At 40.6% G+C, this 13,115-nt stretch carries 10 protein-coding genes and 1 pseudogene; 10 read left to right on the forward strand and 1 reads right to left on the reverse strand.

Annotated elements, in window-relative coordinates; all coding sequences use genetic code 11:
• Positions 1-16 precede the first annotated feature (16 nt).
• From KK060_RS13925 to KK060_RS13950, 6 genes are read left to right on the forward strand one after another with little or no spacing between them, the layout of a single operon-like run.
• Complete coding sequence (locus KK060_RS13925; RefSeq protein WP_254154359.1) at positions 17-976, forward strand: stage II sporulation protein M; 960 nt, start codon at positions 17-19, stop codon at positions 974-976.
• On the forward strand, positions 963-1,955 hold the full coding sequence (locus KK060_RS13930) for a DUF7847 domain-containing protein (RefSeq protein ID WP_254154360.1): 993 nt from the start codon (positions 963-965) through the stop codon (positions 1,953-1,955). Before KK060_RS13925 ends, KK060_RS13930 begins: the two co-directional genes overlap by 14 nt.
• Positions 1,939-2,739 carry a DUF4129 domain-containing protein gene (locus KK060_RS13935; protein ID WP_254154361.1) on the forward strand — a complete coding sequence of 267 codons (801 nt, stop codon included), beginning with the start codon at positions 1,939-1,941 and terminating at the stop codon, positions 2,737-2,739. Before KK060_RS13930 ends, KK060_RS13935 begins: the two co-directional genes overlap by 17 nt.
• 29 nt (positions 2,740-2,768) lie before the next feature.
• The gene (locus KK060_RS13940) at positions 2,769-3,950 is read left to right on the forward strand and encodes a DUF4350 domain-containing protein (protein WP_254154362.1); all 1,182 of its coding nucleotides are present in this window, start codon (positions 2,769-2,771) and stop codon (positions 3,948-3,950) included.
• Between the two features lie 17 nt (positions 3,951-3,967).
• On the forward strand, positions 3,968-4,945 hold the full coding sequence (locus KK060_RS13945; RefSeq protein WP_254154364.1) for an AAA family ATPase: 978 nt from the start codon (positions 3,968-3,970) through the stop codon (positions 4,943-4,945).
• Positions 4,945-6,276, forward strand: a complete 1,332-nt coding sequence (locus KK060_RS13950) for a DUF58 domain-containing protein (RefSeq protein WP_254154365.1) — start codon at positions 4,945-4,947, stop codon at positions 6,274-6,276. The genes KK060_RS13945 and KK060_RS13950 overlap by 1 nt, the downstream gene beginning before the upstream one ends.
• Positions 6,277-6,307: 31 nt before the next feature.
• Here KK060_RS13950 and KK060_RS13955 read toward each other — a convergent pair whose 3' ends face one another.
• The gene (locus KK060_RS13955) at positions 6,308-8,002 is read right to left on the reverse strand and encodes a GMC oxidoreductase (RefSeq protein ID WP_254154366.1); all 1,695 of its coding nucleotides are present in this window, start codon (positions 8,000-8,002) and stop codon (positions 6,308-6,310) included.
• A 223-nt stretch (positions 8,003-8,225) separates the two neighbouring features.
• On the opposite strand from KK060_RS13955, the gene carB reads away from it, so the two are divergent.
• From carB to secA, 4 genes and pseudogenes are all read left to right on the forward strand, one after another.
• Positions 8,226-11,042, forward strand: coding sequence for a carbamoyl-phosphate synthase large subunit (carB, locus tag KK060_RS13960; RefSeq protein WP_254154367.1), 2,817 nt, complete (start codon positions 8,226-8,228; stop codon positions 11,040-11,042).
• Positions 11,043-11,334: 292 nt separating this feature from the next.
• Positions 11,335-11,532 (forward strand): DUF4834 family protein, encoded by a 198-nt coding sequence (locus KK060_RS13965; RefSeq protein ID WP_254154369.1) that lies wholly within the window; start codon positions 11,335-11,337, stop codon positions 11,530-11,532.
• Positions 11,533-11,553: 21 nt separating this feature from the next.
• Positions 11,554-12,369, forward strand: a complete 816-nt coding sequence (gene dapF, locus KK060_RS13970; RefSeq protein WP_254154370.1) for a diaminopimelate epimerase — start codon at positions 11,554-11,556, stop codon at positions 12,367-12,369.
• Between the two features lie 199 nt (positions 12,370-12,568).
• A pseudogene (gene secA, locus KK060_RS13975) lies at positions 12,569-13,115 on the forward strand (preprotein translocase subunit SecA); the annotation flags it as partial.

Below are 13,115 nucleotides of genomic sequence, written 5' to 3' on the forward strand. Positions count from 1 at the left end.
TTCGGAAATTTGAGTTATGAAAGAAGCAGCGTTTGTTAAGCAAAACAAAGCACGTTGGGAGGAGTTTGAAAGAGTAGTAAAAGGCCAGGAAACAGCGGACCCGGACAGGATCGCTGCACTATTCATTCAAATTACGGATGACCTTTCCTTTTCAAGAACGCAATACAACGATAGCCGTACAACGCAATATCTAAACGCTTTGGCGAGCAAACTTCATCTCAGGATCTATAAGAATAAGAGGGAAGATAAGAATCGCTTTCTTACCTTTTGGAAGGAGGAGGTGCCCGCGGCAGTTTACGAAGCTCGTAAAAGCCTGCTTTATTCTTTCATTATATTTATAGTGGCTGGCGTTATCGGAGCTGTATCAGCATATTATGATGATACTTTTGTAAGATTAATACTTGGCGACGGCTATGTAAACATGACGCTGGAGAATATCAAGGATGGTAAACCCACCGATGTTTATGCCAGTATGGACCAGACCACCATGTTTTTCTATATTACGTGGAACAACGTGATGGTGTCCTTTCGTGTTTTTGTATTGGGTGTTATTGCCTCACTGGGTACCGGTTTCTACTTATTCTATAATGGACTGATGGTAGGAACATTTATGACCTTCTTCTACCAGGAGAGTCAGCTAAGCCATGCGTTGCCTGTTATTATGTTGCACGGGACTATTGAGCTAACGTCTATTGTTATAGCAGGAGCTGCAGGATTTACCATGGGCAACAGCCTCATCTTTCCTGGTACTTATTCTCGCCTTGATTCTTTTAAAAAGGGTGCAGCCAAGGGGATGAAGATTGTTGTAGGACTTGTTCCGTTTTTCTTCATTGCAGGGTTTATCGAATCTTTTGTGACGCGTTATGCTTTTATGCATTGGAGCTTGAAAGCTTTAATTATTCTTGCATCTGCAGCCCTCATGATCTATTATTTTGTAATTTACCCGACCCTACTTAAGCGAAATGGAAAAATTTAATGTCATTAACTTTCACAAGACGCGTGACTTCAGCAACAAGATGAACGCGACTTTTGAATTCATCAAGCAGAATTTCAAGCCTCTTTCAAAAAGTATATTGGTTATTGCCGGACCTCCTATTCTTATTGCAAGCTTGCTGATGGGATCTTTTATTGGAGACATGTTTTCAATGACAGCCTTGGCAACTCAGGGCGGTAACCAATTTGAAACTTATTTTACATCTCCTTCTCTATGGCTTCAGATACTGCTCATCGTGGTCTTTTTTTTGGTGAGTGGTGTGGGCACAATTGCAACCATCAACAACTACATTGTTTTGTATGGTGAGAAGAGAACGAATCAGATCGAAGTCCATGAGATATGGCAACGGGTACGTGAAACGTTTTGGATGTATCTCGGCACTATGCTGCTTTTTGCACTTCTGGCGGTAGCAGTATATATCCTGATGATCATCCCGGTAGTTCTTCTCGCTGCAATCTCACCTTTCCTGATTGGTTTTGGTATAATTGCCCTTATTTGTGGTGTTATTTATTTTTTTGTTGCATGTTCTTTTGTGTTCATTATAAGAACCTACGAGAGGGTTGGTTTCTTTGAGTCAATAAAAAGGTCTTTTATCCTTATTCGGGGAAAATGGTGGAGCACCTTTGGATTAGTTTTTATTCTATATATTATAGTAGGAACTGTATCTTATATTTTTCTCATTCCGTGGTATGCCATGACCATAGCCCAGTCACTTCACAGTGTTAGTACATCTTCGTTTCAGGAGCCGGGCACTACTTACCAGATAGTAACAATGGTTTTCTTTACCTTGTACTACCTTGCACAAATGGTAATGTACGCTATGCCTAACGTTGGTATTGCATTCCAGTACTTTAACCTTGTTGAAAGAAAAGAAGCAAGAGGTCTTATGAGCCAGATCGAATCTTTTGGTGAAGCCCCAACACCTCCTGCTTCTAATAATAATATTGAAGAAACTTATTAATAAGGGAAGGCAAGTGCGGTTATTTATTCTTCTGCTGTTTATTCTGATGGTTTCTCAAACGGGCTTTTCTCAAGTTATTGATACCACCGTGGTTGAAGAGGCAGACAGCATTTACCAGGCGGTGGAAGAATCAGAAAATGAAAGACTGTTTAATGCTCCTTCTGACACTTCAAATGTTGAGGTTAGACAGTTCGATCAGCAAAAGCTTAGTTCATTAAAGGAAGATCCGGACATGGATTACCGGCAACCTCCTACAATTGCAGAAAGTTTGTGGGACAGGTTCTGGACATGGGTTGGTGAACTCATTGAATCCTTGTTTAAAAGAGCAGTTTATACGAATTGGGGAAGAGTGCTTGTTTACGCACTGGGTATTGCATTGCTTGTGGTGCTCATCATGATGATTCTCAAAGTAAATGCATTTAAGGTACTCTATTCTGCACAAGGCAGTAAATTAAATGCCACGGTTCTTGATGAGAACATTCATGAAATGGATTTTGATAAACTAATTCAGGAAGCGGTTTCTAGCCAGGATTATCGGAAAGGCATAAGGCTTTTGTTTCTTCAGGCATTGAAGATTCTCTCCGACAGGCATCTCATCAACTGGGAATCAGGAAAGACTAACCATGAGTATGTTAATGAATTACAATCTAAAGAGTTAAAGACAGGCCTGAATGAATTGAGTTTTTACTTTGATTATGCATGGTACGGTAACTTTAATATATCGGCCGATCTTTTTAATAAAGTTCAAAGTATCTTCTCAAGCTGGAAGACTAAAATAAGTTAAAGCATGAGTAATTGTAAGGTACAGAGATAATGCGTAAAGACTGGAAATACATATTATATGTAGGTGGAGCAATTGCATTATTTGTTTTGGTAAAGCTTATCACGCCAAAGCAATATAACTGGAATGTTACCCTTGCGCATGACGATAAGGACCCCTACGGTACCTATGCACTTTTCAATCTACTTCCTGACGTTTTGGAAAAGAAGCGTATTAAACACAATTATAAGACGATCTATGAGTTAAAAGATTCCCTTACTTCCAACGAAAATATCCTGATCGTTGCGACAAGTTTTAATCCTGATAAGGAAGATTGTAATGCACTGCTTGCCCATGTTAATAATGGAGGAAATGCTTTCATTTCAAGTCAGTATATATGGGGAAGTTTTGCCGATACGCTTGATGTAGGAACACGTGACTACCTTTTCTCGGGAGAAACATTGTTAAAGGAAGACTCTACTTCAATTACGTTTGTAAACCCCCAGTTAGATACCATGGAACAATACTGGTATCGCAAGGATAACATCCAAAACCACTTCGATGAGTTTGATACTGTAAAGACAACCATCATTGCAAGGAATAGTAATGGCAAACCAGTAACGATTCGTATTCCATTTGGAAAAGGAAACTTTATCTTAAATGCAACACCACTGGCGTTCACCAATATCTATTTGCTCGCGGGTAGTAACAGTAATTTTGTATCTCAGACATTATCCTATCTTCCTATAAGAGACGTAAACTGGACGGAGTACTACCATTTAGGAAGAATGGAAGCAACAACGCCGTTGCGTTTTATTCTTACAAACGAGCCCTTACGATGGGCTTATTATATCACACTATTTGCTATTCTGGCATTTATGATATTCGAAGCAAAACGCAAGCAAAGAATAATCCCGATTATTAAGCCGCTCGCCAACACTACACTTGAGTTTGTATCGACAATTGGTAATCTCTACTTTCAGAATGGGAACCATAAGAATATTGCTGAAAAGAAAATCCTATTTCTTTTAGATCACATCAGAACACAATATATGCTAAGTGCCAGGGAAATTGACGACGAGTTTATCAAAACCTTAGCACTGAAATCAGGCAAGAGCGAACAGGAGTTAAGAGTATTGTTCAGGACCATTCATTTCATCCAATCTGCCACCGAGATATCCGGGGAGCAACTGGTGGACCTGAATGCTAAAATTGAAACGTTTAATAGAAGATAATAACATCACTAGCACCAATGGAAGAAAATGTTTTTCATAATCGCGTTGATCTTTCCGCTTTAAATGAAAGTATTGTTAAAATAAGATCAGAGATAGCAAAGATCATCGTAGGTCAGGAGGAAATGGTAAACCTTCTTGTTACTGCCATTCTTGCTGATGGACATGTGCTGATTGAAGGCGTGCCTGGTGTTGCGAAAACGCTTACCGCCAAACTTCTTTCGAAAGTAATCTCTGTTAAATTTACCAGGATACAGTTTACACCTGATCTCATGCCTTCTGATGTGTTGGGAACATCGGTTTACAACATGAAAAGCGGTGACTTTGAATTTAAATCAGGTCCTATCTTTTCAAACATTGTCCTTATTGATGAGATCAATCGCGCCCCAGCGAAAACACAATCTGCATTGTTTGAGGTAATGGAAGAAAGGCAAGTTACTGTAGATGGACGCACCTATCAGATGGAAGCTCCTTATATTGTAGTCGCTACTCAAAATCCCATAGAGCAGGAAGGAACTTACAGGTTACCCGAAGCACAATTGGATCGTTTCCTGTTTAAGATTAATGTTCATTACCCCGCGCTTGAAGATGAGGTGTCTATTATCAAAGGGCATCATGCGCGTAAAGGCCACCAACCCGTGGCTGAAGTAACTGCGGTGCTAAGTGCTGAAGATATAAGAAAGTATAGGTCTGTAGTTCAGCACATTCATGTCGAAGAAAACCTGCTCGAGTACATAGCACGGATAATTGTAGAGACGCGTAATAATCCGTCGCTATTCTTAGGGGCATCACCGCGCGCATCAGTAGCTATTCTTAATAGTTCAAAGGCATTCGCTGCGCTTAATGGACGTGACTTTGTTACCCCGGAGGATGTTAAATACGTAACAAGGCCTGTATTAAGGCATCGTGTGGTGTTAACGCCTGATAAAGAAATGGAAGGTGTAACAGCAGACGAGGTTATTAAATTGATTATTGACAAAATTGAGGTGCCGCGGTAGTGAAGCTTCTGAAGTCATTATATCTCAACAACAGAATTTTTATTGCTATAGGTGCAATAGTGATTTGCTTTATCGCCAGCTTCATTATTGATGATCTCATTATCATACCTCAGGCTTTATTCTTTCTTTTTCTTGGGCTAGTTATAACAGATATGCTTCTGCTTTATAGAACAAGAAGAGGATTAGCAGGAAGCAGAATAATGGCAGATAAGCTCTCCAACGGGGATGATAATGAGATAAACATTACGTTGCAAAACTCTTATCCGTTCCAGGTAAAGCTGAGAATTATAGACGAAATACCGCACCAGTTTCAGCGTCGGGATGTAAACTTTTACATTGATCTTGGTGCAGGCGCGCAAAAGCAATTCCATTACTACCTAAGGCCAGTAAAGCGCGGTGAATATAGTTTTGGTGCCCTTAATGTTTTTGTAAGCTCACCCTTAGGGTTGCTGGCCAGAAGGTTTCGTTTCTCGCAAGATAAACTTGTTCCTGTTTATCCTTCATACTTGCAAATGCGAAAGTATGAGCTGCTGGCAATCTCAAACAAGCTAACAGAAACAGGCATTAAGAAGATAAGACGCATAGGCCATAATATGGAGTTTGAGCTTATCAAGGAATACGTGGCCGGTGATGATTACAGAACGATTAACTGGAAGGCTACCGCACGCAGGCGTCATTTGATGGTAAATCATTACCAGGATGAGCGCTCCCAACAGGTGTATAGTCTGATTGATAAAGGCAGAGTGATGAAGATGCCCTTTGAAGGATTAAGCCTTCTTGATTATGCCATCAATGCTTCTTTAGTAATATCAAATATTGCTATTAAAAAATCTGACAAAGCCGGCATCTTAACCTTTCAGGATAAGATTGCTACGCATGTGCCGGCCAGTAGAAGTAATAATCAGATGGGTAATATTCTTGAAGTACTTTACAACCAGAAAACTGCCTACAGAGAAGCAGACTTTTCAGTTGTATATAATTTTGTAAGGAGAAAGATTACGCAACGCAGCTTGCTTCTGCTATATACAAATTTTGAGTCTGTCTACAGCATGCAGCGGCAGCTCCCATATCTGCTTAATCTCTCGCGCCATCATCTTCTGGTGGTAATATTCTTCGAGAATACAGAGATGAAGTCATTTGTTGAACAACCAGCAGCGGATTTGAGAAGGGTTTATCATAAGGCAATAGCGGAAAAGTTTATCTATGAGCGTAAGTTAATTGTTAAGGAACTTACACGTCATGGCATTCAGGCTTTGCTTACTACACCACAGAATCTGACTGTAAATACCATCAATAAATACCTTGAGTTAAAGTCGCGGGGACTTATATAGATTGAATAAGTAGTGTCTTTGCTTCCAACTCTCAAATGTTCTGTTTCTTCATCTCATTTATAGCGTGGGCGCATGCCCTAGCCGTTATAGCCATGTAGGTAAGAGAAGGGTTAACACAACTTGAAGATGTCATAAAAGAGCCGTCGGTAATAAAGACGTTCTTTACTTCATGCATCTGGTTATACGAATTTACAACAGAGTTCTCCGGATCTTTTCCCATTCTTGCTGTTCCCATTTCGTGGTTTGCATTTCCAGGATATGCAGTGTTAACGTATGGCTTTACATTTTTATATCCGAGCTCTTCAAGAAACTCAGCGGTGCCATTGGCCATGTCTTGCTGCATTGCTTTTTCATTGTCCTTAAACTCACAGTTTATGGACAATGTATTTCGTCCCCACTTATCTTTTACATTTGTGTTCAGAGTTACACGGTTGTCATGGTAAGGAAGACATTCACCAAAGCCACCAAAGTTAATAGACCACGGCCCTGGTGTTTGTACAGCAGACTTCAGGTCTGCACCTATTTTATCGCTTACTATCTGCGAACGCCATCCAGCTCTGCTGGCGCCACCCATTAATCCATAGCCTCTCAGGTAATCTTTATTCTTTTTATTTACATTAATAAATCGTGGAATGTAAAGCGTATTTGGTCTTCTGCCTGAATAATATTTATCCTCGAAACCTTCTACTGATGCAGAGGCTCCGGAATTTTTATGGTGGTCCATTAAGTTTCTTCCTACCTGATCGCTACCGTTGCCCAGGCCATTTGGAAATCTGTTTGAAACAGAATTTAAAAGAATGAATGTTGTGCCTAATGTTGAAGCATTCAGGAAAATGATCTTCGCGTAATATTCAGTTATTTCATTTGTCTCTGTATTTAAAACCTCTACGCCTGTTGCCCGTTCTTTCTGCTCGTCATACAATACCCTGTTTACTAACATCCCTGATAATAATTCGAGGTTTTTAGTAGCATGCGCTGCGGGTAGTGTACTTGCGTTTGTGCTGAAGTAAGCGCCATACGGGCATCCGCGATGACAGAGATTTCGCGCCTGGCATTGGCCGCGGCCCTTTACAGGTTGTGTAAGATTTGCGACCCTGCCGATTGTGACCCTTCTATCAGGATATTTCTTTTCGAATTTTACTTTGAAGTCCTGCTCAACACAATTCATCTCCATCGGTGGGAGAAAATGTCCGTCTGGTAGGTGGGCGAGTCCTTCCGTCTGACCACTTACACCAATAAACTTCTCGACATAATCGTACCAAGGGGCAAGATCTTTATAGCGGATAGGCCAATCTATTCCGTGTCCATCTTTAATGTTTGCTTCGAAGTCAAGGTCGCTAAACCGGTAGCAATGTCGGCTCCATAACAACGATCTTCCGCCTACAACATCGGCCCTTATCCAATCGAATCGCTTGATTTCAGTGTAGGGATTTTCAAGATCATTAATAAAAAAGTGCTTGTTCTCGCTCTGAAAAGTCCAATGCCTGTTTTGTACAAACGAAATGCGCTTTTCTTCTTCTGTTAGTCTGTTTCGATGCGGGAAGTCCCACGGATCATTCGTTGCTGTTGGGTATTGAGGATGGTTTACCGGTTTCCCTCTTTCCAGCATAAGTACTTTTAATCCGCTTTCGCACAGTTCCTTTGCCGCCCAGCCACCGCTTATTCCGGACCCGACAACAATGGCATCATAAGTCCTGGCTTCCTTAGATTTGGAAATTAGATTCATCGAAAACACTTCTATTAACTTCTAAGTATCAAAAAATTGTTAATAACACAAAGAGGTTTTTTTCAATCGGTTTCGAACTTTTTTAGTGGTAAAAATTGTATGAATTCAAGCTCATACAAGGAACATTAAAATTTCCCATAAAAAATATGAGTAATTGTGCTGATAGAAAGACTCGCTGATTTATTTTTGCGCAATTTTGTTCATCCCTTTTTAACAACACACCATGCCAAGAGACAGAAGTATTCGCTCGGTACTGATCATCGGTAGCGGACCTATTATTATTGGTCAAGCTTGTGAATTTGATTATTCAGGTTCCCAGGCCTCACGTTCGCTGCGTGAAGAAGGTATTGAAGTGGTTTTGATAAACTCAAATCCTGCAACCATTATGACCGATAAGGTCACTGCAGATCACGTTTATCTTAAACCATTAACAAAAAAATCTATTCGGGAAATTCTCGAAAAGCATCACATAGACGCCGTATTACCTACCATGGGAGGCCAAACGGCTCTTAATTTATGTATTGAATGTGATAAGGCTGGTATCTGGCAGCATTATGGCGTTAGAATAATTGGCGTAGACATTAAAGCGATCGAGACCACAGAAGATCGCGAGAAGTTCAGGTTAAAGATGCACGAGCTTAATGTTGGTGTATGTAAAGGTGCTACGGCTACTTCTTTCCTGGAAGGAAAAGAGATCGCTCAGGAAATAGGGTTCCCGCTGGTTATCAGACCGTCATACACATTAGGTGGAACAGGCGGTGGCTTTGTTGAAAATCCTGAAGATTTTGATGAAGCTTTAAACAGAGGTTTGCATGCTTCGCCAATACACGAAGTGCTTGTAGAGCAAAGTATCTTCGGCTGGAAAGAATACGAGCTAGAGCTTTTGAGAGATGGAATGGGTAACGTAATTATTATCTGCTCCATCGAGAACTTCGACCCAATGGGAATCCATACAGGAGACTCGATTACTGTTGCTCCGGCAATGACGCTGCCTGATACTACTTATCAGAAGATGCGCGACATGGCTATTAAAATGATGAATGGTATTGGTCGGTTCGCAGGTGGCTGCAACGTACAGTTTGCATTGAATCCTGATAACTACGATGAGATTATAGGTATTGAAATCAATCCACGCGTTTCAAGATCTTCCGCGCTTGCATCAAAAGCAACGGGTTACCCTATTGCTAAGATAGCTGCTAAACTTGCTATTGGTTATAATTTAGATGAATTAAAGAACGCGATAACAGGAACAACTACTGCTTACTTTGAGCCGGCTGTTGACTATGTGATCGTTAAAATACCACGTTGGAATTTCGACAAGTTCCATGGTGCGGATCGCAAGTTAGGTTTGCAGATGAAATCAGTAGGTGAAGTAATGGGTATTGGAAGAAACTTCCAGGAAGCACTTCAAAAAGCTTGTCAGTCATTAGAAATCCGCAGGAACGGAATAGGAGCTGATGGCAAGTCACTCACCAAGCAAGAGGAAATTCTTCATAGCCTTGAGCATCCTACATGGAACAGGATATTCCATATCTACGATGCCATTAAGCTGGGCATTCCGCTTAAAACTGTTCTAAAGCTTACCAAGATTGATCGCTGGTTCTTAAAACAAATAGAAGAACTGGTAGAACTTGAAAAGGAAATTGAAAAGCATACGCTTAATGATATTCCTGTCGAGTTGATGAAGCGTGCGAAAGAAAAAGGTTATGCAGACAGGCAAATTGCGCACATGCTTAAGTGTCTTGAAAGTGAGGTGCATGAGAAGCGTAAGCAAATGGGTATTAAGCGTGTTTACAAACTCGTTGACACATGTGCTGCAGAGTTTGAAGCAAAGACGCCGTACTACTACTCTACTTTTGGCACAGAAAATGAATCAACGGTATCCAACAGAAAGAAGGTAATTGTACTTGGCTCAGGCCCGAACAGAATAGGACAGGGAATTGAGTTCGACTACTCTTGTGTTCACGGTGTACTGGCAGCCAAAGAATGTGGTTATGAGACCATCATGATCAACTGCAATCCTGAAACTGTTTCTACAGATTTTGATATTGCGGATAAGCTGTACTTCGAGCCTGTATTCTGGGAACACTTGTATGACATCATCCAGCATGAGAAACCAGAAGGTGTAATTGTTCAGCTTGGCGGACAAACCGCTTTAAAGCTTGCCGAAAAACTGCATGCTTACGGAATAAAAATCATCGGAACATCATTCGACTCTCTTGACCTCGCAGAAGACAGAGGCAGGTTTTCAACCCTGCTTAAAGATCTTAATATTCCATACCCTGAGTTTGGTGTAGCAACAAATGCCGATGAAGCAATTGAAGCAAGTAAACACATTGGCTTCCCATTATTGGTTCGTCCTTCTTACGTATTGGGTGGGCAGAGCATGAAGATCGTGATCAACGAGCAGGAACTTGAAGATCACATACTGGATATATGGAAACACCTTCCTGAAAACAAAGTGCTTTTGGATCATTTCCTCGAGCAGGCAATTGAAGCTGAAGCTGATGCCATTTGTGATGGAGAAGATGCATACATCATCGGTATTATGCAGCACATAGAACCTGCAGGTATTCACTCCGGCGACTCTTACGCGGTACTACCGCCATACAACCTGGGTGACTTTGTTATCAAGCAGATTGAGAACTATACGTTAAAAATAGCGCAGGCACTTAAGGTAAAAGGACTTATCAACATACAATTTGCCATTAAGAATGATAAGGTGTATGTAATTGAAGCTAACCCGCGTGCATCTCGTACCGTGCCATTCATCTGTAAGGCGTATGACGAACCTTATGTAAACTTTGCAACTAAGGTGATGCTGGGCGACAGGAAGATCAAAGACTTCCAGTTCAATCCGACGAAGAAGGGCTACGCCATTAAAGAACCGGTGTTCTCTTTCAATAAATTCCCGGATGTAAATAAGGAACTAGGCCCTGAAATGAAATCTACCGGTGAAGCTATTTACTTTATAGACGATCTGATGGATGATTACTTCCTGAAGATCTATGGCGAAAGGAACTTGTACCTGAGCCGATAATTGAATTAAAATGTAATAATGGTGTGAACTAATGCATCATTATTACATTTTTTTTGAAACATTCAACGATATTAAGGCTAGTGTTCTCTAAGTCTCTTCTAAGTCTCCTCTAAGTCTCCTCCAATACTTCCCCCATACTTTCTCAGACTTTCCCAGCCTTAAGCAGTACGGGCGTGTGAAATAATTATGCATGAAATACGTCCCTGAATGTATTAAACCGGAAACAATTCGCTATTTACCCGCCGAACCTATAACTTTGATTTCCAGTTATACAATAAAATAAATATAACCGATGCTTAAGTTCCTCCTCATTCTTGGACTTGTTTTATATAGTATTTATAAGATAGGCAATTTGTTTTTTCGTGCAGGAGCGGCTTCTCAACAATTCCGCAATCAGCAAAGACCAGACAGCAGCAACCTAAATGGTCAAAAGTCTAAAAAAAGCTCTTTTAAAGGGGGCGAGTATGTTGACTACGAAGAGGTGAAGTAATTGACCTATAATTTATAATCTTTGAAAATTCACTTCTATAAATATCAGGCAACCGGTAATGATTTTGTTATAGTAGACAATAGAACTGCCGGCTATTCCTTTACTAAAGAGCAGATTGAGCGTATTTGCCAACGTAAGTTTGGAGTAGGTGCAGATGGGCTGATGCTGATAGAGAAACACCCATCTCTTGATTTCAATCTTGTGTATTACAACAGCGATGGCTCACAAAGTTTATGTGGTAACGGAAGCCGTGCTGCTGTTGCTATGGCTGCTTCTTTGGGATTGTTAAAGGGCAAAACATCTTTTAATGCTTATGATGGAAGGCACGATGCCGAATTATTAAGCGGGGATATTGTACGGTTAAAAATGAATAGTGTGAAAGAGATAAAGAAGTTCGGAAACGACTTCTTCATCAATACCGGATCACCTCATTTTATCCGATTCGTTTCCAAGATAGAAGAACACCCTGTTTACGAAGAAGGCAGAACCATTCGTTATGATGAAGCTTTTAAGCCTGGCGGAACAAACGTAAACTTTGTAGAGGTGTTGGCTGATAATACTATTTACGTTCGCACGTATGAACGCGGTGTTGAAAATGAGACGCTCTCATGCGGAACAGGCGTAACAGCTGCTGCATTGGCTGCTTCTGTGCTTGGCTATAAATCGCCCGTTAAAATAGGAACACTAGGAGGTGAACTTATGGTAGAATTTAAAATCAGTCAATCAGGTCATGCAAATAATCCCCTCGATCCTACCAACGGCCATTCGGACTTGTTTTATGATATTTTTCTTATAGGTCCTGCCAAAATGGTCTTTGAAGGCAACTTGGAACTATAATTGAGAAGTGCAAATTCTTTAAGTCCTCCTTTTCTGCTTTTCATGAAGAAGGGTTGGGGGTGAGCCCCAAAGCAATTAACTTTAGGCTCTTTTTAATTAAGAAACAGTTAGAACTTTATCAGAATGAAGTAGATTCGGGCTTCATGAAATATGGTTTGAATCTGTAATAGACAACGAACGAATCAACGGAACTACTAGAATGTTAAAACTCATTGCTAAAATCTTTGGAACCAAGTCTGAAAAGGATATTAAACGCATCATGCCGCTGGTTGAGCAGACCAAAAAGGAAGGTGAACGTCTAAAATCCCTTTCAAATGATGACCTTAGAAACGAAACAGCTTCTATCCAGGACTTTTTAAGTCAGGAATTGAAGAGCATAGATGACAGGCTGTCAGCTCTTCATCAGAAGATAGCCAGCAATCCTGATCTTGATATAAATGAAAAGGAATCTATTTTCTTAGATATAGATAAAATTGAGACAGAACGAAATAAGGAGCTTGAAAAGGTTCTTATAAAGGTTCTTCCAAAGGCGTTTGCAATTGTAAGAGAAACGGCAAAACGCTTTAAAGAAAACGAATACCTTGAAGTAACAGCACGTGATTTTGACCGTGTTATATCTGCCACCCGGGATAATGTAAAGATTGTTGGAGACAAGGCTCACTGGTATAACAAGTGGATGGCTGCCGGCAACCTGGTTGCCTGGGATATGGTTCATTATGATGTACAGATTATAGGTGGTATTGTTT

Source organism: Chryseosolibacter indicum (genome assembly GCF_018598585.1).
Taxonomy (GTDB): Bacteria; Bacteroidota; Bacteroidia; order Cytophagales; family Cyclobacteriaceae; genus Chryseosolibacter; species Chryseosolibacter indicus.

Coding starts and splice junctions, on each gene's coding strand:
- KK060_RS13940 (WP_254154362.1), top strand. CDS start 2,769: ATGCGTAAAGACTGGAAATACATATTATATGTAGGTGGAGCAATTGCA.
- KK060_RS13925 (WP_254154359.1), top strand. CDS start 17: ATGAAAGAAGCAGCGTTTGTTAAGCAAAACAAAGCACGTTGGGAGGAG.
- KK060_RS13965 (WP_254154369.1), top strand. CDS start 11,335: ATGCTTAAGTTCCTCCTCATTCTTGGACTTGTTTTATATAGTATTTAT.
- KK060_RS13945 (WP_254154364.1), top strand. CDS start 3,968: ATGGAAGAAAATGTTTTTCATAATCGCGTTGATCTTTCCGCTTTAAAT.
- KK060_RS13930 (WP_254154360.1), top strand. CDS start 963: ATGGAAAAATTTAATGTCATTAACTTTCACAAGACGCGTGACTTCAGC.
- KK060_RS13955 (WP_254154366.1), bottom strand. CDS start 8,002: ATGAATCTAATTTCCAAATCTAAGGAAGCCAGGACTTATGATGCCATT.
- carB (WP_254154367.1), top strand. CDS start 8,226: ATGCCAAGAGACAGAAGTATTCGCTCGGTACTGATCATCGGTAGCGGA.